The 20,711-nt window shown below is 47.8% G+C and carries 14 protein-coding genes; 1 reads left to right on the forward strand and 13 read right to left on the reverse strand.

What is annotated here, in order from left to right:
• Positions 1–3: 3 nt before the first annotated feature.
• The 13 genes from GJB61_RS23690 to GJB61_RS23750 form a co-directional block, all read right to left on the reverse strand.
• Positions 4–1,743 carry an alpha-1,3-galactosidase-related protein gene (locus tag GJB61_RS23690; RefSeq protein ID WP_154121495.1) on the reverse strand — a complete coding sequence of 580 codons (1,740 nt, stop codon included), beginning with the start codon at positions 1,741–1,743 and terminating at the stop codon, positions 4–6.
• A 245-nt stretch (positions 1,744–1,988) separates the two neighbouring features.
• On the reverse strand, positions 1,989–3,134 hold the full coding sequence (locus GJB61_RS23695; RefSeq protein WP_195724446.1) for an SGNH/GDSL hydrolase family protein: 1,146 nt from the start codon (positions 3,132–3,134) through the stop codon (positions 1,989–1,991).
• A 212-nt stretch (positions 3,135–3,346) separates the two neighbouring features.
• Entirely contained in the window at positions 3,347–5,011 is a 1,665-nt protein-coding gene (locus GJB61_RS23700) for a type 2 periplasmic-binding domain-containing protein (protein WP_154121497.1), read from the reverse strand.
• An 89-nt stretch (positions 5,012–5,100) separates the two neighbouring features.
• A complete protein-coding gene (locus tag GJB61_RS23705; protein WP_154121498.1) occupies positions 5,101–6,006 on the reverse strand; it encodes a carbohydrate ABC transporter permease in 906 nt (301 codons plus the stop codon).
• A 14-nt stretch (positions 6,007–6,020) separates the two neighbouring features.
• Positions 6,021–6,902 carry an ABC transporter permease gene (locus GJB61_RS23710; protein ID WP_420819767.1) on the reverse strand — a complete coding sequence of 294 codons (882 nt, stop codon included), beginning with the start codon at positions 6,900–6,902 and terminating at the stop codon, positions 6,021–6,023.
• A 328-nt stretch (positions 6,903–7,230) separates the two neighbouring features.
• Positions 7,231–9,522 (reverse strand): helix-turn-helix domain-containing protein, encoded by a 2,292-nt coding sequence (locus tag GJB61_RS23715; RefSeq protein WP_338116069.1) that lies wholly within the window; start codon positions 9,520–9,522, stop codon positions 7,231–7,233.
• A gap of 181 nt (positions 9,523–9,703) precedes the next feature.
• Positions 9,704–10,543, reverse strand: coding sequence for an NAD-dependent epimerase/dehydratase family protein (locus tag GJB61_RS23720; protein WP_154121500.1), 840 nt, complete (start codon positions 10,541–10,543; stop codon positions 9,704–9,706).
• Between the two features lie 103 nt (positions 10,544–10,646).
• A complete protein-coding gene (locus GJB61_RS23725; RefSeq protein WP_229522413.1) occupies positions 10,647–14,753 on the reverse strand; it encodes a X2-like carbohydrate binding domain-containing protein in 4,107 nt (1,368 codons plus the stop codon).
• A gap of 435 nt (positions 14,754–15,188) precedes the next feature.
• Positions 15,189–16,286 (reverse strand): mandelate racemase/muconate lactonizing enzyme family protein, encoded by a 1,098-nt coding sequence (locus GJB61_RS23730; RefSeq protein WP_154121502.1) that lies wholly within the window; start codon positions 16,284–16,286, stop codon positions 15,189–15,191.
• Positions 16,287–16,316: 30 nt separating this feature from the next.
• Positions 16,317–17,099, reverse strand: coding sequence for an SDR family NAD(P)-dependent oxidoreductase (locus GJB61_RS23735; protein WP_338116077.1), 783 nt, complete (start codon positions 17,097–17,099; stop codon positions 16,317–16,319).
• 84 nt (positions 17,100–17,183) lie between these two features.
• Positions 17,184–17,840, reverse strand: coding sequence for a GntR family transcriptional regulator (locus GJB61_RS23740; protein WP_154121504.1), 657 nt, complete (start codon positions 17,838–17,840; stop codon positions 17,184–17,186).
• Positions 17,841–17,947: 107 nt separating this feature from the next.
• Positions 17,948–18,421, reverse strand: coding sequence for a MarR family winged helix-turn-helix transcriptional regulator (locus GJB61_RS23745; RefSeq protein ID WP_195724447.1), 474 nt, complete (start codon positions 18,419–18,421; stop codon positions 17,948–17,950).
• A 156-nt stretch (positions 18,422–18,577) separates the two neighbouring features.
• Positions 18,578–19,048: a MarR family winged helix-turn-helix transcriptional regulator gene (locus GJB61_RS23750; RefSeq protein ID WP_154121506.1), complete on the reverse strand. Its 471-nt coding sequence runs from the start codon at positions 19,046–19,048 to the stop codon at positions 18,578–18,580.
• Between the two features lie 164 nt (positions 19,049–19,212).
• On the opposite strand from GJB61_RS23750, the gene GJB61_RS23755 reads away from it, so the two are divergent.
• Positions 19,213–20,709, forward strand: a complete 1,497-nt coding sequence (locus GJB61_RS23755) for an amidase (protein WP_154121507.1) — start codon at positions 19,213–19,215, stop codon at positions 20,707–20,709.
• Positions 20,710–20,711: the final 2 nt, after the last annotated feature.

Genomic DNA, 20,711 nt, shown 5'->3' on the forward strand with positions numbered 1-20,711 from the left:
TGTCTATTCATTCCTCCCTGCCATAGGTCCTCTGAGATACGAATTATCTGCGATATCTACTTCACTACAGGCGATCAGCTGGATGGATTCATCCAAGCTAGCAAGACTACCTCGACGGTCTGCAGCAATGATCTCATTGTGCTTAAAGACCAGTGTGCGTGTACTCTTGGCACTGAGAATTATGGCATCCAAATTCGATATCTCAAATCTATTGTGCTCGATGGTAATATTCCGGTGAACAGGCATCTTCTCGTCAACCACTGAATTTTCCGGTGCAATGCGAATGACCGGATGTTCGCTGCTGCCGCACTCGATAAACCGGTTGCCGGTAATTGTTACATCCTCAACCTGGCCCGATTCATACCAAGACTCTGCATCCACGGCGATAAGAATAGCACTCATGGTCATCCGTTCAAAAATATTGTCTGCGATCAACACCTTGCGCCGAGTCGTCACCAGTATGCCGCGGGTCGGAATTCGTGCAAAATAGTTATCTACGATCTCAACCTCCGGTGTCCAGGTGACATTCTCTATAACATCATGCTCACCTATTCCTTCCGGCACCGGATGTACGAGAGTTAGCAGAAGCTCGCGTGGATTCAATATTTCAACAGAATTTATCCGGTTGCTGCCATAAACGGTTAATGAACCCCCCCGGATGAAATCAAGCTCGTCACCGGGATAAAAGGCTTGTAAGCCATAGGTTTGCGCATGCATGAACCGCACCTTCAGTATATTCGCCGCCGGTCGCCCGACAATGCGCAGATAAGTGCCATGGACATTGATCGCATCATCTTGCGCCCCGATAAATCGGCTACCTTCAATTCTCACCTTCCCCCGGCAGCCCGATAGATGGATGAAATCCGCAAAGCCTGCTACGGATCGTCCTGTTTCGCAACGTGGTGACAAATCGACTCGCTGAAAGGTGAGATTGTGACTGAACTGGCCTACCATGCCCAGCCCATGCATAAAATGCATACCTACATCTATAAAGCGAATGTCGGAGCTTTCCACAATGAACACCCCCACTTGATCGCGGACCCCATCCCGTGTCTGCAGGATGCTACCGATCACCACGCTTGGGTGAACATCACAATAGAAGCGGAGCAGCATGGGCCTGATTTCCTCGATATGTAATGTCTGCTCTACCCAGTTCTCAATCCGCCAGGTTGTATCTCGTATGGGATCATATACCTGCATCGGACCTTCCTCGAAACGCCAATTCTCTCCGATCCAGTTCAGCTTGCCGTTGCTTAGTGCGTAACGGGAATCGGGGTGCACGCTGACATCAAAGTAATCGTTACCGCACTCCACAATCGTCATCTCCACAACCGTTGGCTGGGCATAATCCATATGCAAATTACGAATGTCCACATGCGTGCAGCTATCCAGCAGGAGCAAGGTCTGCTTGCCATGAAACACGAACAGAGAGCCGTTCCCCTCCAGAGTCAGATTGTGTATGCCCTTCAGCAAAATACCAATCGTTCTTGTCACATCCGGGTTCTCTACCTCACTGGCTGTATTAGAGATGTAATAGGGTGCCCGGACCGCAACTTCCGGGTAGAAATGATAACAGCCCGGCGGGCAGTCCAGTACAACCGGACCGGAAATTCGTGCGGCGGCCTCAATTGCCAATTGCATCGCTGTTTGAGTGTCCTCCAGTGAATCCGGTTGTGCTCCATAATCGGTCAGACTGATTACCGTCGGTGACGATACAGTATCATCTGCATAGTGGATAATCAACACCGCCTTTCATCAATATAATCAGGCTCAAATCCAAAATCAACGGTTGACCGTTTGTGGAACAAGCCGCTACGGGTTCGGAGGGTTCTTACGATCGCTGTTAAAGCCCGATTTCTTGATTTGAAGTAGATTATAGGTTGAAATCGGGCTTTAAAGGCGAACACTTCCGTTTCTCCAGAATCCCTCCGACCCTTCGCTTGGTTCGCACGTAAAGCCAACCGCTGATTTTTAGTTAGAGCCTATAATTAATTACATAACAGCTTTAGAATGCGCAGGCCTGAGCCTAAGCTCCGCTCATCCTTCATTCCGGTATTGCGGACGGTAACGTGCAGCTTCTCCCGCTGATCTCGGATAGGGAACATGGCCGGCAGAGGCCGATAGGCGTTCAGACACCAGTCATCGAACATATTAACCGCAGTATAAGGGCTTCCATTCACTGAATACTCAAAGATCCCGGTGTCGGGACCGATTAACAGCACTAGGCCTGCGCCTTGTCCCGTAACTGTAAACGAGAAGGAGGCTTCTGGGTCGTCCGAATATATATGCTCTGTAGAGAATCGCCAATTCATCAGCGGATCTCCCAGCTTTAATTCCCTGTTCTCAAAAGCTTCCGAATAATCGGCGCCGTGACCATCCAGCATCATGCCATATTCATAGTTCAGGCTATCTAGTGGAGCAGTAGAACTTACTTCCTGCCTATGGGCAACCATACTATCGGAGGCAAGCGCTGTTTCCAAATACTTCTGTAGGAATCCGGCATACAACGCATGCCCCGCATCATTCGGATGATACCCATCAGGCGCCAGCTCCTTCCATACCCGCTCCCCTGCCTGTATCTGCGTATAAATTCTGGCCGCAAAGTTAACAGAAGGAATACCATAGTGCCCAGCAACCTCTTCATGGACTGCAATATTAAAAGGCCTGCTGCCCGTCAGGTTTTTCTCCGCCGCAGTGTATAGGAAACATATATCCGTCTCCGGCGATAAGCGCCAGCATTGGCGAACAATTCCCTCCATGCCTCTAATGGATTCATCTCGGTCATTGCCATCGTTGACGCTGAATTCAACAAATAATAAATCTATCCTGCCTGCTCTTAGAACATGCTCGTGCAACCGGTGGGCGCCCAGGGTAGAATCGGTCCCGCCAACTCCTGCATTGATAAAGCGAAAGCTCTGGTTCACATAACGACCCTGCAAGTAGGAACCGGTCAAGGCCCGCCAACTGCTTGTTTCCGCATCAGTTGCACCCGCGCCCTCCGTAATTGATCCACCTAGAAAGGCTACGGTGATGGAATCATTAAGGGGAACATTGTGTAATAGCTTGTGCTTGATTGCAGGCAAGCCGCGGCGTGCAATGATAAATAAATCTGCATTGCTTTTTTTATCCAACATATTCTTATCCTCCGTCATTACAGCGTAAGAATCCTCTGTGAAACAAGATGAAACGGCTTCGCCGTCCTAATATATGGACGGCACCCGTTTCTTCGAGAAATATAAGGATAAATTATTGCGTGAAACATATAAATTCTTATATTTCAAATAGAAACGGCTGCCGGCCTTTGGAAGGCCGGCAGCCGTTCTGCAGGAATTCTGATCAATAAGCTTTATTTTACTGAAGCATCATACGCTGTTTGCAGGATTTCCAGGTAGCGGTCGAGTTTCAAATCTTTCAGTCCTTTTACATAAGCATCCCAATCCTTATTCAAATCCTTGTTGCCTGTAATGAATTGCAGCTCGCTTTGCTCAATGTAGTTCTTCAGGTTCGTTTGCAGCATGCTTGCTTCATCAATGACTTTCGGATCAATCCAGATGGACCACATTGGGAACAGATCTTTGGGTTCATGTCCTTGGTACAGAAGCGATGCGTTGTACAATCTGCGTTCATAACCATCGGATGCGTAGATATCGGTTCCCTGAACCCAAGTATCCCGATACTCTTTTGGCATGTAGAAATGAGCCATTCCACTCCAGCCGGCATTGCGTGGTGCTTCGCCCTCTTTCATAGGAATCGTCTTGACCACTGGTGTTACGCCATCGCCAAGCGCTACATCGCCTGCTGCCGGATCAGTCCAATCGATGCCTTTCATACCAGAAGCACCGTTGGTTTCTCCTTCCGGAGTAAACATGTAATTCACCATTTTAATTAAAGCAATTTGTGCGTCTTCACTTGCTTTGTTGGTAATGACAAACTTGGCGCCTGGAGAAACCCCTCCTGAATCATGGGTAGCAAACGATGCTCCGTCAGGGCCGGTAAGCGGAGCCACCGGATTGTAATGCGCCGAGTGTAAGTTACCTGGGTCAATGTTGAGGAAGATAGCTGGATGCATCCCCGCACCGGCGCCCAGAATTTCCGCACCAGCATTTTCTCCGATTTTCTTGAGAGCATCTGCGTTTTGTGTAAATGCACCTGGATCGATCAGACCTCCATCAAACAGAGATTTGATGTAAGTCAAACCTTCTTTCCATTCCGGTGTAATTGCTGCCGATACAACCTTGCCATCAGCCGTTAAATTCAGATAATTTCGGTCATCATCATAGACAAAGCCATTCATAAGAAAAGGAATAACCCGCACCCCGAAATCTTCAGTGGAACCACTCAGCGGAACTTCATCCGCCTTGCCATTTCCGTTCGGATCTTTTGTCTTGAAGGCTTCCAGTACATTCTTGAATTCTTCCGTTGTTGTTGGCATTTCCAAATTCAGCTTTTTCAGCCATTCGGTATTGATCCACATTTTGTTCGGATACGAACAGTGGAAACATTCTGTGTACGCGCCAAGTCCGTAGATATTGCCATCAGGTGCAGTGTTAAGCGCCTTTAGCTCTGGATGTTTTTCGAATGCCGCTTTAATGTCAGGCGCATATTTATCAATCAAGTCATTCAACGGAATAAGCACGCCTTGCTGGCCATACTTCAATTCATCCGCCTGTGAGAATTGGTCGATGTAAGCTGTGAGTAGATAAGCATCGGGATAATCACCGCTCGCGAGGGAGATTTGGCGTTTCTCTTTAGCTCCATCGGATGGGTTGATCTGCCAGTCAAATTTGATGCTGAATTTATCTTCGACTAGCTTTGTGAATTTATTGGTCGGGATATCTATACCCGCTTCCTGAACAGCGAAGACACTGATATCAACCGGTTTTGCCACCGCCGCTGCCTCGTCACTTGGCTGTGCATTTGGCGAGTTTGCCGTATCATTTTTTGAACAGCCACTAATCACGATAGTAAACACCATAACCACCATCAACATACTTATTAGGCTCTTTTTCAAAATTAAATCACTCCCTTTTCTAGTTTAGACAGGTAGACTTTTGCTGTAAACCTCAGGCATTCCCCCCTTCATTAGGCAGGATCCACCGGTCAACCCTTGACAGAACCAACCATCATTCCTTGCACAAAATAGCGCTGCACAAACGGATAAATGACGAGCACAGGCAAAGTGGCCACGACGATCAAGGCATATTTCAATAGCTCGGCCATCTGCTGGCGCTCGACCATCTTCATGGCATCCATTGCGCCGGAACTGTTGTTCTGGATAATAATGCTTCTTAGTACAAGCTGCAAAGGAAACAAAGCTGCGGATTTCAGATAGATTAGAGCATCGAAATAGGAGTTCCATTGACCCACTGCGTACATAAGAACCAGCACGGCAATAATTGGCTTGGATAATGGAAGAACCACGCTTCTGATAAACCTCATATCGCTGCAGCCGTCGATTTCACTGGCCTCCAGCAACTCCTCGGGTATGGAGGATTGAAAGAAGGATCTGGCAATGATCACCTGCCACACCCAAATCGCATTGGGAATAAGCAAAGCCCAGCGGGTGTCAATCAAATGAAGCTGTCTTACAACCATGTAAGTAGGAATCAACCCACCGCTGAAGATCATAGTAAACGTAATAACCATCATTAACACATTGCGGCCAAAAAAAGCTCTGCGAGACAATGGATAGGCGATCATAACCGTCAATGTCACACTGATAAGTGTGCCTGCCGTTGTATAAAAAAGGGAGTTGGCATAACCTGTAATAATCTCCTTCGTGCTGAACAAGACTCTAAAACCCTTGAAGGAGATATCGACTGGCCAGAGCCACACACGGCCCGATGTAACGGCTGCCGGGCTGCTGATTGAGCTGCTGAGAATATAAATAAGCGGATAGAGCACAGCGACTAATACAAGGGTAAGCACGATATAGATCGTTATCAAAAACACTTTGTCGCCTGCTGATTCTTTAATCTTTTTGGGAACTGCTGCCGTAGCTGCCATACAAGAACTCCTTTCTACCAGATGCTGTTCTTAGTGAATCGTTTGGCCAGGCCATTTACTGTAACCAATAATACAAGATTGATCAAGGAATTAAACAAGCCGACCGCGGTTGCAAAGCTGTAGTTGGCATTCAGCAAACCGATCCGGTAGACATATGTCGCAATGATCTCAGAATTGGCAATATTGAGTGGATTCTGCAGCAGATAGACCTTCTCAAAGCCGATGGCCATCACATTACCCACGTTCAATATCAGGATGATTACGATGGTTGGCACAATTCCTGGAAGATCGACGTGGCGGATTTTTTGAAAGCGCGAAGCGCCATCCACCCTTGCCGCTTCATATAGCGTTGGATCTATTCCGGCAAGAGCGGCCAGATAAATCACGGCGCTGTAGCCTGCCGTCTGCCAAATATCAGACCAGACATAGATAGAGCGGAACATGCCAGGTTCTCCGAGAAAGTTAATGGAATCCAGCCCAAAATAATTCAAGGCAACATTGGCGAATCCAAGGCGTGGCGCCAGAAACATCATTATGATCGAAACCATGACCACTGTCGAAATAAAATACGGTGCGAAGGAGACCAGTTGCACGAATTTCTTGAACTTTCCACCGCGTATCTCATTGATCATTAACGCAAGCAGAATAGGTATTGGAAATCCGACGATCAATAGGAACCCACTTAAGAAAATCGTATTCTTAAGCAATGTCCAGAACAGCGGATTCTCAAAAAATAAGCTGAAATTCCGAAAACCAACCCATTCACTACCCCATATCCCTTTGATGACGTTATAATCTTTAAAGGCCAGGACCGCATTCGCCATCGGGTAATACTTAAATAAAATGAAGAACAACAAAGGCGGAATGACAAGCAGATGCAACTGCCAATGCTTCATAATATTTCTCCAGGCAACTTTCAAAAAGCCCTGACCCTTGCTATGGGGTGCTAACTTCCTTCTCATAACAATTTCTTTTTCCAGAACAATCCCCCCCTAAGTGACTGCCAGCAATGTGTGTTGATAGCGCTTTCTTTACGCCTTGATCATAGTGGATATTTGCACCCTCGGGAAAGGTACACTTGCGTAGTTTAACGTACAGATACCCCTAATTCAGGGGGGCAAAACTCATTAGGACGGCCACTTTCCCCTCGGTTGTCACTAATGTAGCAAGAAGAAACGGCTGCGTTGTCCTGAATGGACAACGCAGCCGCTTGCTGGATACTCTTTATTCATCACATGATTGTCTATATGCGCTTGGTGAGATACCCATTAACCGTTTAAAGGCTCTTCGGAAGGAGTGCGAGCTATTGTAGCCTACCCGAGCAGCAATTTCATCAACCGTATCCCCACTATTCTTTAGCAACAGTGCAGCCTGGTCCATTCTGATCTTGACCAAATGGTCGGAATAATTAACTCCGGTAACTTCCTTGAACAACTGGGAAATGTATTTCTCAGGCCGCTCCACCTGTTCAGCCACACGATACAAAGTAAGTTCGGGGTCAGTGTACATTTCCAAGGTATATTGATACATCTGTTTAATGATTTGGATATGCGTGTCTTTCTTTTTATTGGTAATGAACCCGCATAATTCCTCCATAATGGTATGGAATTCACCTTGAATCGTTTCCAGCGGTTCTGAGAACCCGATATCGATAATCCGCCGCTTCACACTTTCGAACAGCGGGGCCTCCATAAACGTTTTTTGATCAAGCAGTTTGAGGAAGGTTCCTTTCATTTCGCCAACAAGCTGATGCTTCATCTCGATGGATAGGTCCCGCTGGTTGAGGTTCTGTGCAGTAATCGAGTCGATAATCCGCTTGGCTTCATCCAGTTCACCAGCTCGAATCGTACTGATCAACCGCTGCTCCGTATCCATAGGATAGTAATAGGTGTTATTCTCCACCTGTGTCTCATGATTCCACATTATGCCTTTTTTATTCATATAAACGGCATATTCCAGCGTTTGCTTGGCCTGTTCAAAGGAGTGGCTAACCTCAACCACTGAAGAGAAAAGATCACCGAAACTAGCTTGGATCGTGATCCGGTACTCATTAAAGACGTATTGGGCCAACTTCTCCAGGGTTTCAGTAATCTTCTTTTCTTCATCCGCTTGGATCGCTTCCTCCTCTCTGAAGAAGAACAGGATAACAATCTTATCCGAGCCCATATCCGTCATGGGAATAGGCCCTTCCATTTCAGATAAAGCCTGCTTCAGCAGCAGCCGGGTTGCATTCAACTCATTGAGAATTTCGACGCTGTCCATTCCGGAGTACCCGTTAATCTGGATAATTCCAGTATAGCCAACTCCCCTCAGCAAATTGATGTCCGCTTGCATAGCAGCGGAGACAATCTCATCCCTCGACTCAAATTCACCTGCAATCAGCCGTTTAAGAAAGGCATCTCTGATCAGGGGCAGTTGGCGGTTGAGTTCACTTTCCAGGAGCTTATTCTTGGTAATCATATTGGCGATATTCCCACTTAAAAAGTCGAATTCGTTGCGCTCCACCGTTTCATCCTTACCGAATTGCTCCTTCATGACCCCAATCATCCGATTGATCGGGACGCTATTCCGGTAAGCCAATACAAGTCCGACCAGCAGTCCGATAAAAAGTGCTACCCCGGTGATCAGCCACGACATATTTTTGATTTTATTGGCGTTCTCCATCAGGACCTGCCGCGGGATACCCGCTTGATATACCCAGCCATTGGTACTGGAGCGGGTGGTTATGACCAGATCATCCTTATAAAATTGACTAACCTTGGTCCCGTCAAAGGCGGGATCAGTAGATAGTTTCTTAATGTCCGGTTCGCTGCTCCCCTGCAACACAATCGTATTTCCATCAGCATCACTGATATGCACCCAACCCCCATAACGCTCAGTTAGACCCGATAACAGGCTGGCAATAATTTTCTCGTCGATGATGACGACAACAACGGCCGGCGTGGAATCATAAAAGCTGTCCAGCGGGAGTGACTGCATGTAGGTAATAACCGAGGTTTGCACCCCTTTATTCACAAAGGAACTGAGCGGTTTGATCTCACTGCGATGGCTCTTATTCAATACCTGCTTAGTCCATTCATCCACCGACATACCATTGTAATGAGAAGCTTCATAATAATGATCGGGTCTATAGGAGGAGCCCGGTGTCAGAATGAGATTATAATTAGCCAGATATATATAATAGTTCTGTAAGAAATCATTCGTCTGGCCAAAGGTCAGAACATTCCGCATCGCTCTCCAAATACCGTATACATTCGTGACGTTATCACTTTCGTTCATCAGAACGTTTAGTTCCTGATTAATCGCGAGCTGTCTGGTGAAGCCCTCCACCTCAGCCATTCGTCGTTCCAATATTTCCTGGCTCTTTTGGAGCTGAGTCACACTATTCTCAATAGAAAGTGATTGCGTCACAGAGATCGAGGTGCGATAGGATATGAAACCACCAATGCTGGGAATGATTAAAATAATCACATAGGAGATTAGAAATCTGCGAAATACACTAGAATTCTTAAACACAGGTAGACCCTCCCCCATCCTTGATAGCGCTATCATAACACTAGATTGAAACCTTTTGCCATGCACTAAAACCTTGACTCATTCAAAACTCTTATAACTGACCAGAATTTAATAAAAAACAGTGATAGATACTGCATATCACTGCCTTTTATTAATAACTCCGATTCCGCCTATTTTTCATTCAATGCTGATACCGTCGAGTTGAGCGTATGGGTACGTAGCCATAGTCCGTTTGGATACGATCCATAGCATACAAAGGTTTATATTCATTGCCTGGGAAATGATAATAAACCAGATTATAGGCGTCTCCCAGAAGGGAGACGAGTACCTCCGCTGCAGGGATATTGCTGCTTATATCCGGCCCTACCAGATTATAATTTCTTACCCCCGGTTTCAATGGAGCCTCCAAGACGCTGATCATTCCCTCCACAACATCGCTTGCATACACATGCCCCAAGACGATAAATGGAACAGACATCCCGCTCTCCAACTCGACTACGGGTGGAAGCCAATCCTCATTCGCAACGGCACCTAGCCGCAAATTAATGAAATCTGTGTCCGTATGTTTGCGATGAAAATAATGGGTCAACTGCTCCACCATCGCTTTGCTAAGACCATAGGCATCGGTTGCCAGACAAGGATGATCGTCTGGTATCGGCAGCTCCAGCGGAATAAAGTAATCATCCAAGCCACCTACGGCAGCAATCGAGCTGGCCGTCAAGAACCTTTTGCAACCATGATCAAGCAAATATCTGTAAAGCCTTCTCGTTCCCAATACATTGACAGCAAGCCCTTCCTCTTCCGTGCAACCACCGGTAACGGCAGCCAGATGAATAACCACATCGATCTCATAGTCGTCCAAACCTGACAGATCCTCTACAGAATCGAAAGAACCCTGCACAAAAGTGACATCGGCCACAAAGGTACGCCGCGATAGACAAATGACGTGATGTACACCTGCCAGACGATTGACCAATTGTTTACCAATAAATCCACTTGCGCCTGTTATTAAGATATTCATTGTAGACCGACCTCTGCAAGAAGTAAATGTGACATGAAAAGCTGGCTAAAGGAACCTGGATTCGCTCCAGATTCCTCTGCTACCAACCTTCAATTATCCTTGATTAATCTTCTTTCGTTACATCAACCCATTGCTCGGTGCCTTCTGCTCCAAGTTTGTAGGCATGATCCGATGAAGCCTCTTCGATATCCTTGAATGCCCAGTGTGAAGTTGGAACATCTGCCCATTGCGACTCAGAGCGGCCGTTGAGCGGACCCCGGCCCAGAACTCTGTTCATTGCCACTACAGCTTCGGCTCTTGTCAGTTGATTGCCTGGACGGAAGGTACCATCGGCATAACCGTTCAGGATGCCTGCGCCTTGGGCTTTAATTATAGCCTTTTGAGCCCAGTTCCCGGCGATGTCCGTGAACCCGCGACCCATAGAAGAGGATTCCGGGCTGAGTGCGGCCACAAGACTGGCCATCTCCGCGCGAGTAAGCGGCTGGTTAGGCTTGAAGGTTCCATCCTTGTACCCATTCATCAGCCCCATCTTTGCTACCTTGGTTATGGCTTCAGCCGCCCAGAAATCAGGGTCTACATCGCTGAATACGGCAAGCGTTCCATTTGCCTCCTTGGCAGCAGTACTGGCTAGGACTGCCGCTATCTCTGCACGGGTAATCTTGTTATCCGGCTTAAATAATCCACCCGGGTAGCCATTAATATAAGCCGAATGCTGTGTAACCTCCGGAGTGTTCTCCTCTGTAGCAGGAGCAGGAGTAGCTACAGTGCCAACAACGGCCGTGGGTGCCGGAGTCGAAACGGCCGTCGGAGTTCCACTTGGGTTAGACGGTACCGTTGACCCGCTATCGCTTGCGGCTATGGTGAATTTCAACTGATCGGCAAGCATCAGCTCGCCGGATACCTTTACAGCCTTAAGGATATGCACACCATCGGATAACCCGGTGATGCTGTATAAGTTCTGTAATATTTGACGACTGCTGCTGTTGGCATTTACTCTTTGTTTCAGCACGCCATCCACATAAATATCCATATCGCCTTGTGCCGGACCCTTAGGTGAAATCAGGCTGATTCCAGTGCCTTTAAAGGAATACTCCAAATAGTCACCGTCAGTCAGCGTGTAATGCACGTCATTCTGATAATCGCCTTTAAAATTGAAGGTCAGATGAAGTGTGCCCAGCGGTTGGGCCGCGAGATATGCTTTATTCAGCGTAACTAGGGTTCCCTCGAGAGTATAGTCCGTACCTGACACCAGCTGGTACGATCCGTTGCTGATCCCGGCAAACATTCCGGGTTGCTGCAGCAGCGTGACTTGGACATCCGCCTGGGCCGTAATCTTCTTGTCGAAGCTGGCCTCAACCGGATTGATTAAATCCGGGATTTCCACCTTCAACATATCCAGAAGCATATAGTCTCCCGATTTCTTCACCGCTTTGAGCGTATGCAACCCCTCAGGCAGACCTGTTATGCTATACAGATTCTGTTGTGCCAAGCGTCCATTGTGATATGCACTTACAGTTTCTTGGAATTGATCATCGATAAAAATATCCATATCACCCTGCGAAGTATCTATTTCCGTGAATAACTGGATTCCTGTTCCTCTAAAGTTGTAGGAGAAAGAATCACCATTCTTCTCAGTGAACTGCACATCATCCTTGTAATCGCCCATTCCCCTGCCGCTGCTTCGCGACCATGAGCCGTTGTACGTTATGGCCGAATCGTCATTGTTAATAGCAGTATAACGAACGGTAACGGAGTTGCTGATGTGGATATCAAGCGTCTGCGGATCACCCGTACTAAAGACGAAAGACAGACGAGTTGTCCCTAGTGGCTGCTTGGCGAGATATTCCTTCTTAATCGTTACGTTGCTACTGTCTACAGTGTAGTCTTCTACACTTAGTGAGATTCCATTATTCTCAATTCCAGACAGTGTATTGCCATTTAAGGTCATCCCAATAGTGATATCCTGTTGATGCGCTGATGCCTTATCAAAGCTGCTCATAACCGGATCAATTGAACTGTTCTGCGTCGAAGAACTTCCCACTTGTATGGATAAGAGCTGAGTGCTTCCCCCATCAAAAAGGAAGGTCAGATCGGTCTGCCCGGACGGCCGATTAAAGAGATAGCCCTTCTTGATAACAACTGTATTGCCGACAACGGTATAGTCAGTGTCTTTGATCAAGGGAGTCACACCGTTTCTGACTTCAACGAGCGAACCGCTTCCCAGAACAAGCGATGTGACCAGATCCGCCTGATTGCCGATCATTTTATCAAAGGTGCCACTGTCCGGAGTAATTAGACTATCCGTTGTGACCTTAAATGCGTCGAGCAGCATATATTGGCCTGAATCTTTGACCACCTTTATCGTGTGCTCCCCGGCAGGTAATCCCGAGATACTGTACACGGTTTGCTGTGCTTCTTTTACGCCAGCTGTAAACGTACTTATGGTCTGTGGACTCGTTGCACCATCCAGATAGACAAGCATGTCTCCTTGTGAAGAATCCTTTTCCGTCAACAGATCAATGCCTGTGCCAGTAAAAGTGTATTCCGCATAATCGCCGTTATTCTCGGTGTAATGTACATCTGCCTTATAATCTCCAACGCTTCTGCCAGTCGAATGATTCCAAGAGCCGCTGTAGACAATGCCGCTGTCACTGTCATTGATATACACCGAATGGGTAACGGAAGGGTTGTTATCCGGTGGATTGCCAGAAGAATCACCATCCTCAGGCGCCGGTTCTGTCACATCCCCCGTAGAATCTCCGATGGTCATGCTGAGATCCTGCATCCCCGGTACTTGCTCCTTGCCACCGTTGCGAAGCCATGAACCGGTATAATGAATACCCGTATCGTCATCATTGACGGCGGAGGTGCCGCTCTTGGCCGTCACCTTGAACATCCGCGAAGCATGCGGTTCAAGCACTTCCCCACTGATGCCGGTATCAAAGGTTCCTAGCTCCGTGTGACTCCATAAATCACGGACTGTAGCCGGACCATCCAGTCCGATATCGCTCCATTTGACGTTAACAGCCGCGCTTCGGTTGCCCAGATTGAACAGGCCAACATTGTAGGTGCCGTCGCCATTATTGGCATACCAGACCTGCTGCTGGGTATCCATAGACACCGGATGGGCTGGATGCCCAGCCTGATTGACGGCAATGACTTCGTCATTGGTTAGCAATTGCAGACCATAGCTGTCCAGATTGGTTAAATCGTTGCCCGTATAGAGCTGAGCCGAAGACATTGCCCAGAGCGTCATGGCCGTCTGTCGTTCGTCCTTGGTCAGACCATCCATGGAACCGTTTCCAACATTCAAAGAGTCAAAATCGTTCCAGCCCCCAGGGCCAGCGTCTCTCCACCAGAGTGCGGCGTCGGGGAACAATCTGGCGATATTGGCCCATTGGGTCAGCCCGATGTTTTTATCATAGGATTCCACATCCCAATCTACACGCCAGCCGTTCGCGTATTGCTTCCATAAGTCCACGTAATTGTGGTCCAGTGCCCAAGAGAGCTCATACCAAATATGATGTTTGGACAATGCCGCAGACCATGCAGCTACGTCACCACGAGCATCGATTGAAGTATCGTTATGTCCCGACCCCGGAGTTACACTATCAAATTTGACGAAATCAATACCCCAGGAGGCAATCAGATCAGCGATCGAATTGACATATTCCTGTGCACCAGGTTTCGTGAAGTCGATTTTATAACCGATATCCCAATAATCAGACTGCCGTAAGGGCAATGCTGCAATATCCTGCATGTGGTATTCTGTGCCGTAAATCGGCAGGTTCTGCGCATAGGCATCTTTGGACATACCGGGAATTAAGTAAATTCCAATCTTCTGTCCGTTGTGATGCACGTAATCAATAAGACTTTGAAAGCCACTTGGATATAGAGTTGTGCTCGGAATCGGTCTAGCATATTCGTCCATGCTTCCATTCCAACCCGCATCAATGTTGATGTATTCATAGCCGTGGGATTGCAATTTTTCATGCATGGCATCAGACATAGCCTTGATCTTCTGCTCTGATATCCAGTTTCCTTGCGGGCCATCATACACCTGCATACTATAACTGCTCCAACCCATATAAGGCTTCTGGGCGAGCCCGTTGTCCGCCGCTTCCGCCACGTTATGCTTTGTTCCCATAAACCCAAACTGAGCTGTAACTAGAACCAATAACAATAGACTCAAACCGATTTTCTTCCACATGCGCTTCAAATAATCCTGCCCCCTCTGGCTATTAGTATAAAGCGTTCCTATTCTCCAATTCCTTATAGACAGATCAGATCGTACTCTCGCGTTCCCCTCTTGATCCTACTGCCCAGGCAGCTTGCTCTCGACTTGGGTTTTCTGTCCCACTAAGCGCTATCGACCGCGGCGATAGGCCAGATGGACTTGAATAGCTGACTACTGTTTCGAGCTAGTGATGTGTGAGAGCGCTTTCTACACGAGATGATCTTAGTGGCTTTTACCTCTCTTGAATAGGTACACTTGCGCAGTTTTACGTACAAATTACCCTATTTATAGGGTAAAAACCCCGTGTATCGCCCATATTCCACCAGTTCCATAAGATTGAAAAAAGACGGCTGTGCCCTCTTGAGAGACAACACAGCCGTCGTTTGGAACCGTTTATTTAGCGTTGACTTACTTCACCCTATACTCCTCAAAATAACGCGGTAAAATCGTTGTTGCCGCACCAGGCTGTTGCGGCAGGATATAAAATCCGTCCTTGACCGTGGCCGGTTCTTCAAAGATATGGCGAATCCACGGAATATACTCCAACATTATTGCCCCCGGCGTGGCTGCAACAAGGTGCTGATGAATTTGTCCCATATCGCCAACATGCGGGCAGACAGGCAAATCATAAGCAGCGGCTAGACCGGCGACCTGCAGCCATTCCGTCACGCCTCCAACCCGTGTGACATCGACCTGAACATATTCAACGGCACCCTGCGCAATATAATCACGGAACGCATACTTGTTGTAGACATGTTCACCCAGTGCGATCGGTACGTTTAATTCATCTGCCAGCTTGCGGTGATTCATAATATCGTCCGGATTCAGCGGTTCTTCCAGCCAGATCAGATCGAACTGCTCCAGCTTTTTCCCCCAGGTCATAGCCGTCGTGATATTCCACTGCTGGTTCACGTCAATCATCAAGCCGATATCACTGCCAATCGCTCGGCGCACAGCCTCCACCCGGGCGAAGTCCTCACGCGGGTCCGGCTTGCCGACCTTCATCTTCACAGCGGTGAACCCTTGGTCAATAATGGCCTTCATATCCTCAATCAATCGCTCCTGGCTCCAATTCAACCAGCCGCCGTTCGTATTATACGCTTTTATTTTATCTGGCTTATGGCCGCCCAAATACTGCCAAAGCGGCTTGCCAACCGATTTGGACATGATATCCCACAGCGCGATATCCACTGCCGCAAGCGCCATATGCGTCACACCGGCTCTTCCGATCCAATGCATCGGTCCGAAGCGAAGTTCTTCCCAGATTTGCTTGACCATAAAAGGGTCCTTGCCGATCAAGGCAGGGGCGTAATACCGGTCAATCGTCTCGGCAATCATCTCGTCGCCCTTAGCGCAAGTTCCCGTATAGCCGTAGCCGGTAATGCCTTCATCCGTCTCTATACGCACACCCGTTACCCCCCAATGTGTCGCCACGTTAATGGCATCCGTAATTGGCGGTGTAATGGGAACGTGCAGAATAAAACTGCTAGCCTTCGTAATTCTCATCTTCATTGTCCTCCGCTCTATATTTCTTATTTAGTACCCGAGCGAAGCTCCACCATCTACCGGCAAAGCCACGCCCGTTACAAACCTGGCCAAACCGCTGGCCATGAACAAAGCAGCATCCGCTACCTCTTCCGGTAAAGCGGGTCTTCCCAGGGGATGCATGTCGTTAAGCGCTGTGCGGGCACGCACCGGATCATCCTGTTCTTGAATCCACTTCTCCAGCAGCGGCGTGGATACGCCTGCTGGGCAGATGCAGTTGACCCTGACCCCGTCCACCGCATAATCGAGTGCGAGCGATTTGGTCAGCGCAATCATTGCTCCTTTGGTCGCTGCGTAGGCCGCATTCTGCTTTTGGCCAATCAGTCCATTCAGGGAAGCCATATTGACGATATTTCCTTTCGTTTGCCGCAGCAGTCCGATCGTATGCTTGGTCATTAAATAGACACTCTTCAAATTGATATTCATCAAGCGCGTCCATTCAGGTTCTGACACCTCTTCCAACGGCTTGGGAAGAATGGTCGCCGCGTTATTGACCAGAACATCCAGTCTCCCATGTTGGTTCATAATATCTGTGACCAAGGCTTGCACCTCACTCTCGGACGAAACGTCCAACTGGAAGGAATATGCGACTTGAGAACCCTGCGCGCTACCGATTTCTAGCGCCACCCGCTGCCCTGCCTGCCCATCAATATCAGCTATTACGATGATTGCCCCTTCCTCAGCAAAACGTTTTGCCATAATTTCTCCTATACCAGAAGCTCCCCCGGTAATAATACAAACCTTTCCTGCCAGCAACATGAATGTGAACACCATCCCTTCTCGTGAAGCGCTTTCAATATCAGTTAATAATTTATAATATATCATACACGATTTATACTGTAAAGAAGACAAATAGGGCTAATTCACATTAGCCCGCAGTCTACGGTGTGCCTCTTGAAGATGAACCCGCATGGAAGCCACAGCTTGTTCAGTATCTCCTGCCAGTAAAGCCTGCACTATAGATTCATGCTCAATTCGTTCTGCTGCGAGATCGATTTGGTAATGATACAGGTTCAAATAACGATATATTCGTTCAATTAAAGAAGTAACCATCTGCTGTAAAATAGAATTGCTAGTGTAGCTAAGAATCGTGCCATGCAGCCCTTCATTCATACTCAGCAGACGATTTTCTTCACCGTTCCAGACAGCACCCTCCTGCTCATGGTTGCCTAGCTCCAGCAAAATTTGCTCCAAACGTTCTCTTGGGATCAACAAGGCAGCTTTCCGGATCGCTAATTCCTCGAGGTGATTACGAATTTCAAAGATATCGTCGATATCTTTCAGGTTCATCTCCGCCACGAACATTCCTTTAAAAGGAACGTTTGTAACGAAACCTTCAGAAGCCAACCGGAATAAGGCTTCCCGGATCGGGATATTGCTGACCCCAAGCTCTCTGGTCAGTTTGTCTATGTTAATCTTATCGCCTGCAGACATGATATGCGAAATAATCTGATCCTTAAGCAATTTATACAGCTCGTCCGTCAGCACGTATCGGCTCAATTGATTTTTGGTCATCCAGATCCACCTTATTCGTATATTTTACAAAATCATATCATACACGATATATGGAATGATAGCTAATCCATAGCAGAATTGGAGCAGCTATCCGAAGCCGATCATCATTATCGACCTCTTACTTCACAAACTGCCGAATGGAAACGCTCACAGAGAGAAATTAATTGATCAATTTCCTCCCTGCCCACTTTCTCGATGATCTCAGTCAGAAAACCTGAGTAGAGAGCCATCTTTGTGCTAAATACCATCTGTCCTTTCTCTGTCAGACAGATATAGACGATTCGGCGGTCTGTTGCGCCAGCTATTCGATCTACATAACCTTTCTCTTCTAACGTGGTTATCATTTGTGAGGCTGTAGGTCTGCTAATTTGCAGCAAGTCACTTAACTTCGAAATCATCACCCCTGGACAAGCGGTTGCACTTATTTCCGGATCGGTCTGCTTCATTACGCTATTAATCACAAACATCATGAGGAATTCTCCATGCGGAACAGAGTCTGTGGATTGGGTTCGGGTGGTTAGCCGCTTTATATTTTCAAAGGCTACGATTAGCTTCTTCTCTTGAATACCCAGATTATCCATTAGGCACCTCCGATGTAGTTTGGACAGAGGCATGAAATCGCCCTTATTTTAATTAGTTTGGTTACCTAACTAGATTATAGGCTTGTTTCAACATAAATAAAAGTCCTAAGGAGAGAAAATACTATGGAACATCTCTTTTTTGTAAGGACTGGCGGATTAGAAGTCATTATGCTGGCGGCTCACCTCTTCAAAATAGGAGTACACCTCGTTCAGAAGTTGCATCAAGGTATCGCTTTGCTCTTTTCCCAGATGATCTATCATTCCCTTAAAGGTATCACGGCCCCTGGTGACAGCCATCTCAGCCAGATGTTCGCCTTTATCCGTCAGGGTGATATCACTGATTCTCCGGTCTTGGGTATCTGTCGTGCGTACCACATATCCTTGTGTGATCAGACTATTAACCATCTGCGTAATGGTAGGTGAGGTCACTTTAAGCAGCTTGCTGAGGTCAGATACAGTCTGGGCTTTCTTCCCTTCTCTTTCCACTCCAAGCTTTATAGAGACTAATAACCGTATTTCACTAGGCTTCAAACCCCATAGCGTTGTTGTTCGCCAATTCATCTTGGAAAATTGTTGGAATGCTTCGATTAAAGAATCTATATTTTCGTACTTATCGTCTATCATCATTACACCTCATAAGCTTATTTGAGATAATTATAGCCCAAATAAGGACAAAAAAGAATTTGTTGAATCCCTAATTCGTCAAGCCATTTATATTTTTGTATAATCATAGAGGTTGATTGGAAGAGCTGTTAGTTATGATAGATCAAACCGAAAGAGGTTGACGATAAATGTCCTTTTCTTATCCTCATTATGATGCTGTAGGGCTTGCAGCGCTTGTGAAAGCGCGCGAAGTCTCTCCGCGCGAGCTTGTGGAAGCCGCATTCGCCCGGCTGGATGAGGTGAATCCGCTCTTGAATGCGGTTGTGCGCACTCGCCGCATCGCTGCGCTCAAGGAAGCGGATGAAATGCCTGTCGGTGATTCATCCCGGCCTTTTGCAGGGGTTCCTTTTCTGCTGAAGGATATCTCCCAAGCGATTGGGGGCGAACCTCTAACCTCAGGCGCAATGCTGTTGAAGGACAATGTTGCCAAGCGGGACTCCAACTTCGTAGCCCGTATCCGAAGCGGCGGCTTTATTCCGCTTGGGCACACCAATACGCCCGAATTCGGGCTTAAGAATATTACCGAGTCTGTCCTGCATGGACCTGCTCGCAATCCCTGGAATCCTCAGTATTCGCCCGGCGGTTCAAGTGGCGGCTCTGCTGCCGCAGTTGCGGCGGGCATCGTTCCGGCGGCGGGAGCAAGTGACGGCGGCGGTTCGATCCGTATTCCGGCCTCGTTCACCGGCCTGTTCGGACTTAAGCCAACACGCGGCCGTACACCCGTAGGACCCGGAGTTGGCCGCCAATGGCAAGGCGCATCCATCGACTTCGCGCTGACCCGCTCGGTACGCGATAGTGCAGCCCTGCTGGATCTGCTGCAAATTGTGCAGCCCGAAGCCGCCTTTCAAACGCCGCTGTATCCTGGCGTATATCTGGACGATCTATACAAGCCGACAGATCGGAAGCTGCGAATTGCCTACACGATCACTTCGCCAGTTGGAACGCCAGTTACGGAGGAAGCCGCACAGGCTGTAATGAAAACCGTACACTGGCTCGCAGCCGCAGGACATGAAGTCGAGGAAACGCGGAATCCTGTGAATGGCGTAAGGCTGATGGAAAACTACTATACGATGAACGCCGGAGAAGTCTCCGCGATGTTTCTCTCACTTGAACGGATGAAGGGCCGTGCCATTACTGCCGGAGAAGTTGATATTGTGACCTGGGTTCTTGCCGAAGCTGGCAAAAAAGTCTCGGCCGCAGAATTCGTTCACAGCTTGAATGAATGGGATATAGCTGCCGCCCAAATGGCGGCATTATTCAATCGCTACGATCTATATGTGACGCCGACCAACGCCGATTCGGCACCTAAAGTTGGCGAGCTTACCCAACGTCCTGAGGAAATTGAGAAGTTGCTGCAGGTTAGCGAAATGTCCAAAGATGCGCAAAGGCAGCTAATCTATACCATGTTCGAACCGAGTTTAACCTATACGCCCTTCACCCAGCTCGCCAATCTGACCGGTCAGCCCGCCATGAGTGTACCCGTGCATATGACCCCAGCAGGACTTCCAATGGGTGTTCAGGTGACGGCCTCCAAAGGCCGCGAGGATTTACTGCTGCAGCTCGCCGCACAGCTGGAACAGACAGAACTGTGGGTAGGTATGCAGGGAAACCCACTTTCCACATAACG

Source organism: Paenibacillus monticola (assembly GCF_009664975.1).
Classification (GTDB): Bacteria; Bacillota; Bacilli; order Paenibacillales; family Paenibacillaceae; genus Paenibacillus_AQ; species Paenibacillus_AQ monticola.